The organism is Parapedobacter indicus, from assembly GCF_900113765.1.
Classification (GTDB): domain Bacteria; phylum Bacteroidota; class Bacteroidia; order Sphingobacteriales; family Sphingobacteriaceae; genus Parapedobacter; species Parapedobacter indicus.
In genome coordinates, this window is sequence record NZ_FOQO01000015.1 from 66,234 (window position 1) to 83,422 (window position 17,189).

General features: G+C 44.9%; 13 protein-coding genes and 1 tRNA gene. 9 read left to right on the top strand and 5 right to left on the bottom strand.

Going from position 1 to position 17,189, the window contains the following annotated elements; all coding sequences use genetic code 11:
- The first annotated feature begins 5 nt into the window (after window positions 1–5).
- Complete coding sequence (locus BMZ56_RS23885) at window positions 6–707, top strand: response regulator transcription factor (RefSeq protein ID WP_090632226.1); 702 nt, start codon at window positions 6–8, stop codon at window positions 705–707.
- A 73-nt stretch (window positions 708–780) separates the two neighbouring features.
- On the opposite strand, the gene BMZ56_RS23890 is transcribed toward BMZ56_RS23885, so the two are convergent.
- Window positions 781–981 carry a hypothetical protein gene (locus tag BMZ56_RS23890; RefSeq protein WP_090631988.1) on the bottom strand — a complete coding sequence of 67 codons (201 nt, stop codon included), beginning with the start codon at window positions 979–981 and terminating at the stop codon, window positions 781–783.
- A gap of 172 nt (window positions 982–1,153) precedes the next feature.
- Here BMZ56_RS23890 and BMZ56_RS23895 point away from each other — a divergent pair, with 172 nt between their 5' ends.
- A complete protein-coding gene (locus BMZ56_RS23895) occupies window positions 1,154–2,785 on the top strand; it encodes an acyl-CoA carboxylase subunit beta (protein WP_090631991.1) in 1,632 nt (543 codons plus the stop codon).
- 73 nt (window positions 2,786–2,858) lie between these two features.
- Window positions 2,859–4,208: an acyl-CoA dehydrogenase family protein gene (locus tag BMZ56_RS23900; protein WP_090632228.1), complete on the top strand. Its 1,350-nt coding sequence runs from the start codon at window positions 2,859–2,861 to the stop codon at window positions 4,206–4,208.
- A 46-nt stretch (window positions 4,209–4,254) separates the two neighbouring features.
- Here the strand turns inward: BMZ56_RS23900 and yidC are convergent, their stop codons facing one another.
- Together yidC and pyrG are read right to left on the bottom strand one after the other, a co-directional pair.
- Entirely contained in the window at window positions 4,255–6,081 is a 1,827-nt protein-coding gene (gene yidC, locus BMZ56_RS23905; RefSeq protein ID WP_090631994.1) for a membrane protein insertase YidC, read from the bottom strand.
- 13 nt (window positions 6,082–6,094) lie between these two features.
- Entirely contained in the window at window positions 6,095–7,714 is a 1,620-nt protein-coding gene (pyrG, locus tag BMZ56_RS23910) for a CTP synthase (protein WP_090631996.1), read from the bottom strand.
- A gap of 238 nt (window positions 7,715–7,952) precedes the next feature.
- Here pyrG and BMZ56_RS23915 point away from each other — a divergent pair, with 238 nt between their 5' ends.
- The 4 genes from BMZ56_RS23915 (at window position 7,953) to BMZ56_RS23930 (ending at window position 12,689) form a co-directional block, all read left to right on the top strand.
- Window positions 7,953–9,845: a serine hydrolase domain-containing protein gene (locus tag BMZ56_RS23915; RefSeq protein ID WP_090631999.1), complete on the top strand. Its 1,893-nt coding sequence runs from the start codon at window positions 7,953–7,955 to the stop codon at window positions 9,843–9,845.
- A gap of 54 nt (window positions 9,846–9,899) precedes the next feature.
- On the top strand, window positions 9,900–11,012 hold the full coding sequence (locus tag BMZ56_RS23920) for a helix-turn-helix domain-containing protein (protein ID WP_090632002.1): 1,113 nt from the start codon (window positions 9,900–9,902) through the stop codon (window positions 11,010–11,012).
- Window positions 11,013–11,092: 80 nt separating this feature from the next.
- Entirely contained in the window at window positions 11,093–11,758 is a 666-nt protein-coding gene (locus tag BMZ56_RS23925) for a hypothetical protein (RefSeq protein WP_143073013.1), read from the top strand.
- A 4-nt stretch (window positions 11,759–11,762) separates the two neighbouring features.
- Window positions 11,763–12,689 carry a hypothetical protein gene (locus BMZ56_RS23930; RefSeq protein WP_090632009.1) on the top strand — a complete coding sequence of 309 codons (927 nt, stop codon included), beginning with the start codon at window positions 11,763–11,765 and terminating at the stop codon, window positions 12,687–12,689.
- A 133-nt stretch (window positions 12,690–12,822) separates the two neighbouring features.
- Here the strand turns inward: BMZ56_RS23930 and BMZ56_RS23935 are convergent.
- Window positions 12,823–12,899 (bottom strand) — tRNA-Pro (locus BMZ56_RS23935).
- A 613-nt stretch (window positions 12,900–13,512) separates the two neighbouring features.
- On the opposite strand from BMZ56_RS23935, the gene rplS reads away from it, so the two are divergent.
- Entirely contained in the window at window positions 13,513–13,860 is a 348-nt protein-coding gene (gene rplS / locus BMZ56_RS23940) for a 50S ribosomal protein L19 (protein ID WP_090632011.1), read from the top strand.
- 687 nt (window positions 13,861–14,547) lie between these two features.
- Entirely contained in the window at window positions 14,548–15,909 is a 1,362-nt protein-coding gene (locus tag BMZ56_RS23945; protein WP_090632014.1) for a M23 family metallopeptidase, read from the top strand.
- A gap of 254 nt (window positions 15,910–16,163) precedes the next feature.
- Here BMZ56_RS23945 and BMZ56_RS23950 read toward each other — a convergent pair whose 3' ends face one another.
- Window positions 16,164–17,183, bottom strand: a complete 1,020-nt coding sequence (locus BMZ56_RS23950; RefSeq protein WP_090632017.1) for a hemin-degrading factor — start codon at window positions 17,181–17,183, stop codon at window positions 16,164–16,166.
- Between the last annotated feature and the right edge of the window lie 6 nt (window positions 17,184–17,189).

The window sequence follows — 17,189 nt, forward strand, 5'->3', positions numbered from 1 at the left end:
AGCAGGTGGGGAAGCTTAAAGTATTATTGGCAGAAGATGAGCCCTTTTTGGGAAAGATCGTAAAAGAAAGTCTCGAATCGCGTAATTTTGATGTACTGTGGGTGCAGGATGGGCTTAAGGCCTATTCGGCGTTCCGGACTTTTGATCCGGCAATCTGCATTTTGGATGTCATGATGCCCGTCAAGGATGGGTATGCACTTACAGAAGATATCCGCAAGCTCAATGATCGCGTTCCCATTATTTTTCTTACTGCCAAATCGCTGACCGAAGACGTGGTGAAAGGTTTTGAACTTGGTGGCAATGACTACCTGAAAAAGCCATTTAGCATGGAGGAGTTGATTGTGCGGATGAACGCATTACTGAATCGAACCGCAAAATCGAAGGCCTCCACGAAGGAGCAATTTGTGATCGGCAACTATCTATTCAATAACGCCTTACAGGAACTTGTTCTTGGGGACGACGTGGTTAAGCTTTCCTTCCGGGAATCGGCTTTGCTCAAAATGCTGATGGAACACAAAAACCAGGTGCTCGACCGGAAGACGGCGTTGGATTTCCTTTGGGGGGGCGATAGTTTCTTTAATGCCCGGAGCATGGATGTGTTCATTACCAAACTCCGCAAGCATCTAAAAAAGGACGATGCTATTGAAATTGTGAATATCCGGGGGGTTGGTTATAAATTGATCGTGGACGAAGGGTTTGAGGAATAAAAAAAGGTACCTAGTAAGGTACCCTTTTTTTAAAAATTTTTCAATTTGGCTTTTTAAGCACTAATCGTAATGATTACTGAGCCAATGAATCCAATGAGTCGATTGCACGGGAACCGATAGAATCGATAGAATCCGTAACTGCATCAACTTCTGCTTCGATTTCGTTTGTCAATGAATCAGCAGTTTCTTCACTTTGAGAAGTGGTGTTGTTACAAGCTGCAATCGCTAAAGAAAGAGCCAAACCTAAAAAACCGAATTTAAATACGTTTTTCATTGTAATTTCCTTTTTTGGTTAAAACAAATTTGTTTATTTTATTCATTAATACGCAGGCTTCGGAAAGGTAACCCAAAAAAATAAAAAAGATCTGCGGTTAATCTGTTTGATCCGCGTCATCCGGGTTTCCTCACGCTTGCATGCAATTAAAGAATGCCGTATCTTGTGAACCATGGCAAACCTCGAATTCAATCAAAATGAAGACCTAAATAAACAGGCTGTTTCCGAATTGAGGAAACGGTTGAAGAGGATCTACGCAGGAGGAGGGGCAAAGGCCGTTGAAAAACAGCATGGCAAAGGTAAACTGTTGGCACGCGAACGGATTGCTTATCTGCTGGATGAGAATAAACCATGGCTGGAGATCGGCGCATTCGCCGCTGACGGCATGTATCCTGAATACGGTGGATGCCCATCGGCAGGGGTCATAGCAGGGATTGGCTACATAGCGGACAGGCAATGTGTGGTAGTAGCCAATGACGCGACAGTGAAGGCCGGTGCCTGGTTTCCGATGACAGCCAAGAAAAATCTCCGTGCACAGGAAATCGCGATGGAAAACAGACTGCCGATCATTTACCTGGTGGATTCGGCGGGTGTATTTCTGCCTATGCAGGATGAGATTTTTCCTGATAAGGAGCATTTCGGCCGGATCTTCCGCAACAACGCGCGCATGAGCAGCGAAGGCATTGTGCAGATCGCTGCAATCATGGGAGCTTGCGTAGCAGGTGGGGCGTACCTCCCCATCATGAGCGACGAGGCGATGATCGTGGAAGGGACCGGGTCCGTCTTTTTAGCGGGCTCCTATCTGGTCAAATCCGCAATCGGCGAATCCGTCGATAATGAAACACTGGGCGGCGCCACCACGCATTGTGAGATTTCCGGAGTTACGGATTACAAGCATCCGGATGACAAAACCTGCCTGGAATCCATCCGTACCCTAATGGGAATGCTCGGAAAACCCAAAGACGCAGGGTTTGACCGTATAAAGCCTGCGTTGCCGAAACAGGATGAACGGCAAATCTACGGGATTTTACCACCATCGCGGGAAAAACCGTATGACATGAAGGAAATCATTCTTCGGTTACTGGATCATTCAGAATTTGAGGAATACAAGGCCCTGTATGGACAGAGCATTGTTTGTGGATTGGGTCGGGTGGATGGCTGGGCGGTAGGCGTGGTGGCGAACCAACGAAACGTGGTGAAGAACGGAAAGGGCGAGATGCAGCTCGGCGGTGTGATTTATTCGGACGCGGCGGATAAAGCGACACGGTTTATCATGAACTGCAATCAGAAAAAAATACCCTTGGTGTTTTTACAGGACGTGACAGGTTTTATGGTGGGCAGTCGTGCTGAGCAGGGCGGTATCATCAAGGATGGCGCTAAGATGGTTAACGCCGTTGCTAACTCCGTAGTACCCAAAATTACCATCGTGGTGGGGAATTCCTATGGGGCCGGTAACTATGCGATGTGCGGCAAGGCATATGATCCAAGGCTAATCTTTGCATGGCCCTCGGCAAAAATAGCCGTAATGGGCGGTGGACAGGCAGCAAAGACACTGCTGCAGATCCAAAAAGCGTCGTTAAAGGCAAAAGGTGAGGCGATAAACAAAGAGAAAGAAGAGGTGTTACTTAAGGATATCACGGAACGTTACCGGGAACAAACGACCCCGTATTACGCAGCGGCGAGGCTCTGGGTGGATGGCGTCATCGACCCGCTGGAAACACGGAGAGTAATTTCCCTGGGCATCGAGGCGGCCAATCAGGCACCGATCGAAAAACCGTTTAATGTTGGGGTAATACAGACGTGAATAGTGAATAATGGTAAGTGGATAATGGAAAGTGAGTGATGAAAGCATAGAAAAACAGAAAAACGAAAAGGCGATGTTCTCAAAAATCAAAAAGGCGTACCAATTATTCAAAAACATTGATTTCGCACAGTTGGATAAATTGTCGCAAAAAGTAGACCTGCCCAAGGTGATGGAGTCGTTTTCGAAGCTGGATGAAAAGCAGCTCAATGGCCTTATGAAGATGCTGGATGGTGGAAAACCTAAAAAGGAACTTCCTCCCATCAATGGAGATTTTTATGAATTGCATCTTCGGCTGAATGAGGAAGACCGGGCACTCCAATTGAAGGTGCGGGATTTCATGGAACGTGAAATAAAGCCATTGGTCAATCATTATTGGCTCCGCGACGAATTTCCCTTTGAAATCATCCCCATGTTGGCAAAGCTGGATATCTGTGGTCTAACCTATACGGGATACGGTTGCGCCGGTAGGTCATCTCTCATGGAGGGTATTATTGCCATGGAAATTGCGCGCATTGATGCTTCAGTAGCCACTTTTTTCGGTGTACAAAGTGGATTGGCCATGGGATCGATTTACCTGTGTGGCTCTGATGCGCAGAAGCAGGAGTGGTTGCCTGCAATGCAACAGATGAAATTGATCGGTGCTTTTGGCCTAACCGAACCCGAAGTGGGTTCCGGGGCAGCCGGCGGGCTGACCGTAACGGCCCGGAAGACCGAATCGGGCTGGGTGCTTAACGGACAGAAAAAATGGATAGGCAATGCACCATTTGCCGACGTAACGGTGATCTGGGCGAAGGATCTCGCAGACGGCGAGGTAAAGGGGTTCCTGGTACGGAAGGGAACACCCGGCTTTACCGTGGAAAAAATAAAGGGTAAGATGGCCCTGCGTATTGTCCAAAATGGACTGATCACATTGACAGACTGCATGGTTGAAGAAAGTGACCGGCTACAGCATGCCAACTCCTTCAAAGATACCGCCAAAGTATTGCAACTAACCCGCGCCGGGGTGGCGTGGATGGCCGTAGGCTGCGCGCGCGGTGCCTATGAAAATGCGCTTGACTATACACAGAAACGCAAGCAATTTGGAAAGCCGATCTCGTCTTTTCAACTGATCCAAAACCACCTTGTTGAGATGCTCTCTAACCTTACTGCCATGCAGACGTTGGTATATCGGCTTTCCGAACTGCAGGATACGGGTATGCTGCGTGACGAGCATGCTTCATTAGCGAAAGTATTTTGTACGCTTCGCACGCGCGATATCGTGAGTCGGGCACGGGAGGTAATGGGTGGCAATGGCATTCTGCTTGAATATAATGTGGCTCGTTTCTTAGCCGATGCAGAAGCTATCTATTCGTATGAGGGTACAAAAGAAATCAATTCATTGATCGTGGGTAGGTCGATTACCGGTTTCAGCGCATTTGTATAAACAACGAGGCCGGAACATAGGTTCCGGCCTGGTCTTACCTTGAATTTTATTTTTTTCCTTTCCCTTGCGCTTGTTGTTGGCGCATGTAATCTTCCATGCGTTGTTGGAATTTAGATTTTTTCTTCTGCGATTCAGGCTTTTTCTTGTTAGCCTCAATAATGGCTAGGATTTTATCATCGTTGATCATGTTGCGGATGACCACCTGCTGACCGAAAGTAAAAATCGTTGATAGGAAATAATAATAGTTTAGCCCCGCTGGAAAACTGTTGAGCACGAACAAGAAAATCAGCGGCATAAAGTAGCCAATGTATTTCATTTGTGCGTTAGCCGCGCCTGAAATGGTGTTGTTATACCACGTGGATAGCAAAGTTGCCACCGTCATGAGGATACACATTAAACTGATGTGATCCATGCCAATAAGCGGTAAAGGAGCAAATGTAATGGGCGAGTCGTACGTTGAAAGATCCTTTACCCAGAGGAAGCTTTCACCCCGCAATTCAAAGAGGTTCGGGAAGAAGAAAAAGAAAGCGATGGTAAAGGGCATTTGTAGAAGAAGAGGAATACAACCACCTAATGGATTTACTCCAGCCTGTTTATATAGTTTAAGGTATTCCTGCTGTAGCAGAGCAGCATTGTCCTGTCCTACCTTTTCTTTGATCTGATCCATCTCCGGTTTGAGTACCCGCATCTTGGCCATGGATACGTATGACCGGTAGGTGAGGGGTGACAATACCAACTTCAGCATAATGGTCAAAATCAGGATGACCAAACCATAGCTCCAATTGAAGCTATCTAAAAAATTAAATACCGGAATGGTGATGAAGCGGTTGATCCACTTCATGGGGCCCCAACCCATGTCGATTTGTTTTTCCAGACCATAGCCGTGTGCTTTCAGCACTTTGTATTGATTAGGCCCGAAGAAAAAATGCATGGGATAAGTATTGATCTCCTGACGGCTGAAATCCAAATGGAGATTAGCAGAAAACAGCTTAACGATGCGATCGTCGGTGCTGGTATAAACATTGACTTTACCACCGTTGAAACCCTGTTCGGAAACCAACACGTTGGAGAAAAAGTGTTGTTTGAAGGATATCCATTCTACTTTGCCCTTAACTTCTTCTTCATCGTCTTCAGCTGTGCTCAAATGATCCACTTCGCCATCGGCCAACGCATAATACAATGTCGAACGCTGGCGTTCGCTTTTCATATCCTTTTCTTTCTGTAAAAGGGATGCCTCCCAATTGAGCACCAATTGGCTTTCGGTGGGAGCCACTACATCCTGAAGGCCTTTGGTCACAATCGTAAAGCCGAGGTTATGATCTCCACCTCTGATTGAATAAATGTAATCGATGTATGTATCCGGCGCATACGTCAACCGGAAGGTAATGGATGCAGAATCCTGTCCCGCTACTTGTACGTCATGGCCCTCGGTGGAAAAAAACAGATCATTGGTGATGATGTTTTTTCCGGCAGCTGAGAAAAACAGGCCGAATTTATTGTGATCGCCATCAAAAAGCATGAGTGGCTGGCCGTCGTACGTTTTTTCATCCTTGAGTTCAACGGACTTCACACGCCCGCCCTTCGTACTGATGCTGGCACGGATGTGTTCGTTTTCCAGCGTCAGTATTTTCTCCTCGCCAACAGTGGCTGGGCCGAACGGACTGTTTAACAGTGCCGAATCAAGTACAACGGGAGTGGCCTCCTTAGCAGTGGCGTCAGCTTTTACATTTTCAATGCCTGCCTTTGCCCGGGCAAGCGAATCCTGCAATTGACGCTCGCGTTTGATTTCTTCGTCTGAGGGTTTCATTAAATAAAAGGAACCCGCGATGATGACAAATATTAAAACGAGGCCGGTGATTGAGTTTCTATCCATTTCTAAATTTACGCTATTTCTGCTTCGCTGCTTTGCTATGGGCCAAAGAAGCGGCTACAAAGCTAACAAAAAGTGGGTGAGGATTTGCAACTGTTGACTTTAATTCGGGATGGAACTGTCCTGCAACGAAAAAAGGATGGTTCTTGAGCTCGACAATTTCCACCAAATTATTCGTTGGATTAATGCCCGAGGCGACCATACCGGCGGCTTCATACTGTGCCAGGTAATCGTTGTTGAATTCATACCGATGGCGGTGGCGTTCTGATATTTTCAGCTTTCCATAGATGGAGGCAGCTTTCGTGCCCTTTTTGATTTCGCAGTCATAGGCACCTAATCTCATCGTACCGCCCATATTTTTTACCTGCTTTTGCTCCTCCATGAGGTGGATGACCGGATGCTTTGTTTTCGGATCCATCTCGTAGCTGTTTGCGTTTTTTAATTTCAATACATTCCGGCCGAACTCGACAACCGCGCATTGCATGCCCAGGCAAATACCGAAAAAGGGAATGTTGTTTTCCCGGACATAACGGATAGCTGCCAATTTGCCTTCTAATCCCCGCTCACCGAATCCCGGTGCCACCAATACACCGCAAACCCGTTTGAGCTTTTCGGCAACATTGGTTTCGTTGATGCTTTCAGCGGCAATATATTTTACCTTTACTTTGCATTCATTCATGGCACCCGCCTGAACAAATGCTTCGTTGATTGATTTATAAGCGTCGGGTAGTTCTACATATTTTCCAACCAGGGCAACTGTTACCTCCGCGGTGGGGTTTTTCAGCTTGCCCAGGAAAATCTTCCAGTTCTCCAGATCGGGCTCGTTTTTGGTCGAGAGTTTGAGTTTGGTCAGTACCGTCTTGTCCAGCTGTTCTTTCAGCATGAGCAGTGGCACATCATAGATCGAAGGGGCATCGATGGATTCAACTACTGCGTTGATGTGAACGTTACAAAATAATGCGAGTTTTTTACGGATGTCCGAATTGAGGTGGTGTTCGGTCCGGCAAACCAATATATCCGGTTGGATGCCATATTCCAGTAAGGTCTTGACGGAATGTTGGGTTGGCTTGGTTTTCAATTCGCCCGCCGCTGCCAGAAATGGTACAAGAGTCAGATGGATTACCAAGGAACTATTGCTTCCCAATTCCCAACGCAACTGCCGCACCGCTTCAATAAAAGGTAATGATTCAATATCACCCACTGTACCACCAAGCTCTGTGATAATGATGTCGTAATGGCCGTCCTTACCCAATAGGCACATTCTTCTTTTTATTTCATCGGTGATATGCGGTACTACCTGCACCGTCTTACCGAGATAAGCACCCTCGCGTTCCTTATCGATTACGTGTTGGTAAATCCGACCGGTAGTCACGTTGTTGGCCTGTGAGGTGGGCGCATTCAGAAAACGCTCGTAGTGGCCGAGGTCCAAATCGGTCTCTGCTCCGTCTTCCGTAACGTAGCATTCGCCATGTTCATAAGGATTCAGTGTGCCTGGGTCAATGTTGATGTAAGGATCAAATTTCTGAATGGTGACCCGGTAGCCCCGCGCCTGAAGAAGCTTGGCCAAGGATGCAGAAATAATACCTTTTCCTAACGACGAGGTAACGCCGCCCGTAACAAAAATGTATTTAGTCATGACAAATTTTGGGTGTCTTTTATACGCTGCTTAAGCTAAAAAAGCTTTAACCATCACGTTTGTGTACGGGATGCAAAGGTACAGATTTTTTGTCAATAATGCGGATAACTTTTCATTCGGTATCTTGATAAATACGGAAGCTTGATTTTGAGGTAGCTTGAATCGTTTTTAGTTCGGTTGGATAACGGCGAACCAAAGTAGAACAGAACCTAGTTACTTTCACAAAAAAATAGCCACAATGAACAAGCATATACCATCATTTTTAATCCTATTTTTTACAGCATTGTTAGCCAATAGGACAAACGCGCGACTGCAGCCTGATGATTCTCCGGCATCAGAAATAGATCAATTACTGACAAAAATCGATACCGTTCTGCAAAAGGAACACATACCCGGGTTAATGATTTCCATGGTAAAGAAAGACAGCGTCTTGTTTTCGGGAGGATTGGGATATGCAGATATGGAACAAAAAATAAAAGTCGACCATACAACACAATTTCACTTGGCATCCATTACAAAATTCTTTGTAGCAATGGGTATCCAAAAATTAGTAGCATCGGGTAAATTAAACCTCAATGACCGATTGCAGGCAATCGCACCCGAAATTCCCTTTACCAACAAATGGGAGGCCACGCACCCTGTGAGGCTTGTTCATTTATTGGAACACACTGCTGCGTTCGAGGATATACAATTGAATAAGATGGTAACCACCACTGGAAAACCGCTTAAGGGGATAGACGGAGTAAAAGCGGTAGCGAACTCGCTGAATTCCCGTTGGAAACCGGGCAAAATGATGTCATATTCAAATCCGGGATATGATGTTTTAGGGTATGTAATAGAAAAAGTATCGGGCGCCTCTTGGGATAACTATATCGATCAGGTACTGTTTAAACCATTGAGGATGAATCATACACGATTTGATCTAAACGGTAAAAGACTGCCTTCGTATGCGAAAGGTTATAACTTTAACGATGGGAAATATACACTTCTTCCTCTTTATGGACCAAGCGGTAACGGGGCTTCCGGATCGTTGGTGTCGGACGCGGCAGATATGGCCAAATTTATGCGATTCCTCTTAAATGCCGACAAAAACAGCAAGGTTGATCCACTAGATGGAAAAGCTATTTTAGAGATGGAAAAAGTTCACAGCACACTAGCTGGTCAGAATGGGCTACAGACAGGATATGCCTTGGGTAACGACCTATTCCCGAATAACAAAAAAATAACATTCAGGGGGCACAATGGGAAGGGGGAAGGATTCGTCTCCTGGATATTTTTCAACCGGGAAGCGGGGCTGGCCTATACGATTGCTGCCAATTGCAATACCAATCTTTGGCCCGTCTCCCAGCTTATTGAAGATTTTTTAACCAAGGACATCGACTACCCTACCTTGAATAGTGTCAAGATAGACCCGGCAAAAATAGCACCGATGCTGGGGTATTACCAATATATGAATCCCAAGAATGAAAGGTGGGAATTTTTCAAGAGAATATTTGGTGGAATCAACCTTTTGTCCATAGATGCCGACAAATTGGTCGTCGAAAGGGGAAACGGACAGATAGACTCTTTAATACATATGGGAAATCACACCTTTCGATTAAAAGGAAACATCATCCCCTCGCTTATTATGGGTGTTGATCATGAAGGACGTTCTTTCTTTCAGGGTTATGGAAATGGTTTTTATAGTAAAACATCGTATGGACCGATCCTATTCCAAAAAACACTTATTTATCTTGGACTCCTTGCCGCACTGCTGTCCCTGATCTATACGGTTATTGGAATACCGTTGGTCTTATTCAGAAAAATGAAAGCAATAGACCTTGGCATTTTAGGCTTGCCAGCCATCGGAACGATAAGTTTCTTGCTCGCCTTTCGTAAAATGGGACTGACGGATGCCGCGAATAAAGAATTGTTCACTACGCTGAATACAACCAGTTTTTCCATTTTCGCCGGTATGCTTTTTTTCGGCATCGGTGTGGTGATCGGAGCTTATTTACTGTACAGACAATGGCCGCAAATACGCAGCAAATGGATCAAGTTTCCCCTGGCTTTCAATATCCTATTCTTGTTTTATTTGGTGGTATTATTTTCAATACACGGCTGGATCGGAATCCCGATCTGGAAGATGTAGTTTACACTTTTCACGCAAATACCCTACATTTACGGAAACAGTCCGAAGTATCAAATGTCTGAAATAAATACCTTAGCTGCTTTCTATGCCTTTTCAGGCGGAGCATTATGGCTATTGGGATCCCTCGTTTTTATCGGGTTTGATAAGGTGAATATCCAAGCCAACCGATGGCTTGGAGCATTCTATTGCATCATGGCATGCGCTTTTACCCAACTTTTCCTGGAAGGATTTGGAATCGGTGGAGGCTTCCTGATCCACCTGCTTGAACTGCCTAGGTGGGCGATGCTTCCCTGCCTTTATATGGCGGTAACCTATTACACATCCCCTTCTTTGCCAAAAAAGGACTGGCTTATCCACTTCGTTCCTTTCCTGCTTTTCCTTCTGTTTTCGCTGGTCTACTTGATGCCAATTATGTTTAATGCCCAAAGCCATCTACCGGCATTGCCGTCGTGGATCGGGTTTATCGTCCGGTATTTTTTCTTTGGCCAGATGGTTTATTATTGGATCGTTTGTTTCGTGCTGCTTCGCCGTCACCAAAAGAACGTAAAAATGATAGCTTCGTTTACCGAAAAAATAAACATGGAATGGCTAAAATATCTCTTAATTTCCGTATTAGTCCTAATTCTCATTCGTATACTGAGTATATCCAACATTCACGTAACGTACTATTCCCCTATCCTATATTTTTTGGGGATCATCCTTTTGGCCTATTCAACACTTACTCAAAAATCAATCTATGCAATCGAAACCTATCAACCAGAGGAAAAATACGGAACAGCGCCCAAAAAAGTACTTAATGAACGGCTTACCCTGGAGCAGGTTGAAGAACTTAAACATATAATAATGCGAAAGACAGTCGGTGAAAAACTATATCTCGACCCAAGCTTGACGCTTTCCGTACTTTCAGCTAAAATAGGCATCAGTACACATGAACTATCCTACGTTCTGAATAATGGAGTTGGCAAGAGCTTTTATCAATTTATCAATGAATTGCGGACCGAGGAAGCAAAAACACTTTTATTATCAGAGGACACCAGGCATTTAGATATGCTCGGTGTTGCGATCCGGGCCGGCTTCAACTCTAAAACTACATTTTATACGACCTTTAAAAAGGCCACGAACCTCACCCCTAAAGAATACATTAAAGCAAATTCAGCGGCTAGTTGACCACTAAGCTGTTCTGTTGCATCCATCCGAACTTCTCCCAATTGCTGGAGCGTTATCATTGCATCATAAAAAAAATAATTATGAACACAATGAACGCATTCAAGTCTGCAATCGCCCCAAAAATCCGTCGGGTCGTCGGCAGCATTTTATTCGGAAGCGCATTTCTTTTAACGAACTGTTTTGCGCAAGGAGAAAGCCAGCCAGCTAAAACCGTATCGCTGGAAAAGTTTTCAGGGTATTACCAGTTTCCCAGTAAAGCAGGTTTTGTTCAATTTGAGCTAAAAGACAAGGTGCTTTTTGCGAAGCAATTATGGGATGGAAAGGAATATCAGCTCGTCCAGCTCAATGAAACAAACTTTGAATCAGAGAAAGAAGGTCACAAAGTTGAGTTCCTAAAAGACGACGCCGGTCAGTTTGCTTACGCTAAGCTTATGGGAAGAATCATGACGGTAAAAGTCGGATTTGATCCCCAAAAAATCAAGCCGTTATCGACAGCACAACTTAAACGGCTCGAAGGAACGTATATCTTGCAGGATGATAATAGTCTTAAACTCCATATCCGGTCGTCAGCAAATGGATTAACCATAAAACAGCTATGGGACAATAAAGAGGTGGCCTTTACGCCCAGATCGGAAACTTTTTTCCTGAATGATGACGGCACTTTCCCGCTGACATTTTTATTACACGATGGAGAGGCCGCACAGGTCACCTGTTTTAAGGATGATATCTGGCTCAAAGAAAAATAGCGTGATGAAGGTGCAAAAGTTTGCAGGCCGATGCGTTTTTATTTGGTGTGCACTGGTCTTTTGGGCGACGGAAGGGAGTGCACAGCAAGTGGCAGACGAAAACTTTCACTATCCAGTTTCTGTTCCGTTATACAAGGTGGGAAACGGCCCTCTGATCGTATTTGATGAAGCGCATAATAATGCGTCAACCTTAAGGGGAGCCTATGCCCCTTTCGGTATACTGCTCGCAAGCGACGGCTATCAGGTGGTAGGCAGCAGAGAAAAGGTGACTTCCGAGCTTTTAAAAAAAGCAAAGATCTATGTAACCGTAAATGCCATGTATGATATGGAAAATTGGGACCTGCCAGCGAGATCGGCCTTTTCGCCAGACGAAATAAATGAACTCGCCACTTGGGTAGCCGATGGAGGGAGCTTATTTCTTGTCACGGATCACATGCCTTGCGGAGCTTCTGTCAATGACCTAGCGGGAAGATTTGGTATCAACATCCTAAATGGCTTTGCTCTTCGGAAGGACGGCGGGGCGGAGGTATTCTCAAAGGAAAAAGAGACACTTATGTCAAATGAGATTACCAGTGCTCGCGGCAAACAAATCGATAGCATCATGTGTTGGGGTGGAACGGGATTTATGGTTCCGCCCCATGCCCATGTTATTTCCGTGTTGGGCGACGATTATCGCATTTACCTGCCCAGTCAGGCTTCCCAAATAGAAAAAAGGTCAAAAGCTGCCATTCCCTATATTTCCGGAAGAGGATTCGTGAATGGTGCATACTTAAAATTTGGTAGGGGCAGAATTGTTGTATTTGGCGACGGGGCACCGTTTTCAGCACAGCTTCAGGGTATCAAAAGTGCGAAAAGAGGCATGAATCATCCCAGAGCGACACAGAATGCCCAATTTCTGCTCAATATTACACACTGGTTAGACAGAAAATGATTAATCGCGATCCGCGCGCTTGATTGTTGCGGCCATCCTCCCGGGTAGGAGACCCCATCCAAAATGAAACCGATAAGTTGTGCCTAAATGAAAATGCCCCCTCACATTAGGTGAGGGGGCATTTTCATTTGGTTGGTCGGGGTGGCAGGATTCGAACCTACGACCTCCTGCTCCCAAAGCAGGCGCGATACCGGGCTACGCTACACCCCGAACTTTATTTTTTACCGGTTTGAAGTCGGCCTCGGACTTTCGACCTTCCCGACCTGAAGTCGGGACGCGATACCGGGCTACGCTACACCCCGAACTTTATTTTTTACCGGTTTGAAGTCGGCCTCGGACTTTCGACCTTCCCGACCTGAAGTCGGGACGCGATACCGGGCTACGCTACACCCCGAACTTTATTTTTTACCGGTTTGAAGTCGGCCTCGGACTTTCGACCTTCCCGACCTGAAGTCGGGACGCGATACCGGGCTACGCTACACCCCGAACTTTATTTTTTGCCGGTTTGAAGTCGGCCTCGGACTTTCGACCTTCCCGACCTGAAGTCGGGACGCGATACCGGGCTACGCTACACCCCGAACTTTATTTTTTACCGGTTTGAAGTCGGCCTCGGACTTTCGACCTTCCCGACCTGAAGTCGGGACGCGATGCCGGGCTACGCTACCCCGTTCCCGTAAGGGTTTGCAAAGGTAAAAATTAATTCGAAATTCCAAAAGATCTTTATATTTATTTTTTTTAAAACAACTTCCGTATTCAAAAAATAATCACTAATATTGCAGCTCGATTTTTACGGGATAATAATCGTCATTAATTACTCAAAATCATGGATTTAGTAAAATTTGTAGAAGAGCAAGCGGTAACGAAAAATGAGGTTCCCGCATTTAAGGCTGGGGATACCGTTAGCGTTCACTATAAAATTCGCGAAGGAAACAAAGAGCGTATTCAGGTTTACCAAGGGGTTGTCATTCAGCGCAATAGTATAGGGGCAAATCAAACCTTCACCGTGCGCAAGATTTCCAATGGTGTAGGTGTGGAACGTATTTTCCCGATCAACTCGCCAAATATCGAGAAGATCGAAGTTAATAGCTACGGCAAAGTACGCCGTTCAAAACTATATTATTTACGCGGACTTACAGGCAAGGCAGCGCGGATTAAATCAAAGAGATTTTAATAACACCTTGGTGATTACCATAAAAAAGCTATCCTATGGGTAGCTTTTTTTTATTGCTGTTGTTTAGCAACCTAACTGACTCCAAATCTATCTTTGCTTTTTTATTGTAGCATCAAAATTCCGTTGTTTCAGCCCGGGCTTCAAATGCTGATAGAAAGAAACTATTGGGTACGGCAGCGAATCAGCTGTTCTAAGGATGGTGCTTTTCAGTTGATCTCAATCCTGTAAATGCGAGTGCTTTCTATTACCGCCCCCCTTGCTTGTTACGTTCACAAGAGATAACCTCTGTTCTCAGAATGAAAAAAGTAATGTTGGCCCACAGAAAGAATAAATAAGGGGTGTTCTGATCTTTTTTGTATCGAAGTGATTGGTTTATAGTTAGATATAGGGTTTTAGTGAAGTTCCTAGAGGTAGCTTTAAGTAAAATTTATATTCGGTTATAAATCAATTCACTATTTAATTTATATAAACTATATGTTTATAATTCGTATACGCCAAATATGCGTATGATTCCGGTTGTCCGAAATGTAAAAAAATGTTAAAAAAATTAGGGTATTCAAATAATTTGCTTTATTTGCGTTTGTTACTATGTGTGTGATGGGAATCTGGCGATTGTATCTAATCGCCAATCAATTCGAATTAACCACGGGATCAACTTTTGAATACGCGAATTACCTATAATAAGAAATGATAGTAAAAAAAAATGTGCTTGCACTTGTTGTGCTGGTTGTGATTGTATTGGGTGCCAGTTTCATTTTCCTTTCATCTTTTGACACCACCCCGGAAAGGCTGTCTACCCCAACTCCAGATATCATTGAACAAAGTAGCGCCACCAATCTCTTGTACGGATTACCTATAGCGGGGTTCAACATAGAAACCAATGCTGTCAAACGTAATGAATTTCTATCGGATATACTTCAACGGTACCAGGTGGATCTTCAGAGCATTTCTATCCTAGCAAATAAATCAAAAGCTATATTTGATGTGCGCAAAATAGGGGCCGGGCATGATTATACTGTTTTTGCCGACAATGCCGGTAAAGCTGCTTATTTTATATACCAGCCTAATCCAATTGACTACGTGGTGTATGACTTAAGGGATAGCATTTCCATCTACAAAAGGCAAAAGGAGGTGGACACTAAAATCGAGTCCGTATCAGGTACGATCCAAAGTTCTCTTTATGAAACATTGGAAGCGAATGGTGCAAGCCCTGACCTCGCTGTTCAATTGGCGGAAATATATGGTTGGGCTGTTAATTTTTATCGTATCAATCGGAACGACTGGTTTAAACTGGTTTATGAGCGTAAGTATGTTGATGGCAAACCAATTGGTCCCGGTCGGATCCGATCTGCCGTATTTGGTCATGATGGAAAGGAATATCAGGCATTTTATTTTGAGCCAAAAGATGGTCAACCCGGTGCGTATTACGATGAAAATGGGAAAAGCCTGCGTCGGACATTCTTGAAAGCACCCTTGAAATACAGCCGTATTTCGTCCCGTTTCACCATGAGGAGGTTTCATCCGGTCCAACGAAGATGGAAAGCTCATCTTGGGACTGACTTTGCGGCACCTCATGGTACGCCGATTGTTGCTACAGCAGCGGGCGTAATAATCGATTCCCGGTATAGTGGAGGGAATGGAAATTACGTAAAAATTAAGCATGACAATGTGTACACCACACAATATCTGCATATGAGCAAGCGTGCTGTGAAGAAAGGACAGCGGGTCTCACAAGGTCAGGTGATTGGTTATGTAGGAAGTACAGGACTTGCAACAGGTCCACACGTATGCTATCGATTCTGGAAAAATGGGAGGCAAGTCGATGCGTTGGCACAAGTATTTCCACCGTCCGAACCTATTAAAAGAGAATACCAAATAGCATTTGAGCGGACACTGAATGAAGGTCAGCAGCGATTGGCAGCAATCGGAGACCAAAAGCAAAGCAATCTCGAAATCTACGGTGCGTTGGCATTTCGCATTGAAAACCTGTTTGAACCTGAAACAGATGATAACCGTATTCTGGAAGGTTTTTCAGCACAGATGCTATAAGATAGCGCGGCGATCTATAGACTGTATCCGACCGGTATTTGGAATGGATCCGGTTTGAGCAGCTAAAAAACCCCGGTGATTCACATCAGCGGGGTTTCTACTAACTAAACTAAACAACTATATAAAACAAACCATATAGACACTTTGGGTTGGGTCAGTAGGCGACAACTACCCAACTGTTGCTTCAAAGATATAAATTATTTAGAAAGATTATAAATAAAATAGAAATAACTTAATAGTTGATTATCGATACCCTATTTTGCGAAATCTGTAATCACCTGGCGCCAATCCTCGCGTTCCGGAACTCTAGGCTTACGTTTGCCAAAAAACTGTACGATTACATTGCCGTCTGAATCAAATGCTTCCAGGCTCGTTACAATACCATCTTCCGTTGGTTTTTTAACTACCCAAACACTTTGGATGGCATCTTCCCGTAGATGCATATTGAATTCGGGATCAAGCACATTGAACCACGGCCCTGTCTGTAGTAATTTCTTTGCCTTACCCGTGTGTATCTGAATACATCCGCGACTCCCGATAAATACCATGATTTCTAGATTACGCTCAGACACGCCTTCCAGTATCCGCTTCAACGATGCCACTGAAATCTGCGTGGCATGTCCGTCAGGAGCCAATCGCATAGCTTGACGGCGTGAAACACCGAAGTCGCGCAGTATGCCAAAGAAATGGTGAGTGTCTTGTAAATTAAGCCACGCTTGGCGGAAACCGTCGGTGTCAATCTCGTTATCCGGAGTCTCTGTGATGGATTTGTCTACAGCCGCGGTTTGTAGCGGTACGCCCTGCTCGGATGACTTATACGTTGCTATCAGCGTCTCATAGGCTTGAATGTCACTCCGCTCGGTCAGGTAGATTTTATGCACAGCCGCGCCGTCTTTGTCAAAGAACTGGAGGCTACGGCGGTCACCCTCTAACACGGCGAAACCAAAATGCCAGGCGTTCATGAACAATCGGAGATCGATGTCGGGATTTACCACCAAACCAACGTGACCATTAAAAGAGGCCTTGGTATAAGTGCCCTGCCGCTCATGGACAGCATAGTCGTTCCGTGTAAGGGCCATAACGTGCCCCAATGTCTTGATTTCTTTTAGTATTTCGGGAAATTTAGGTTGTAATGCTATATTGGCATCACCTATGGCAACCAAATCTGCTTCGGAAACACCTAATTGTTTGGCGGCATCGCGTATACGTACTTTCGGGTTTTCGTTCCTGTATTGTTGATATTGCTCCTTGAGCGATAACGTTGTGTGTTCCATATTGTA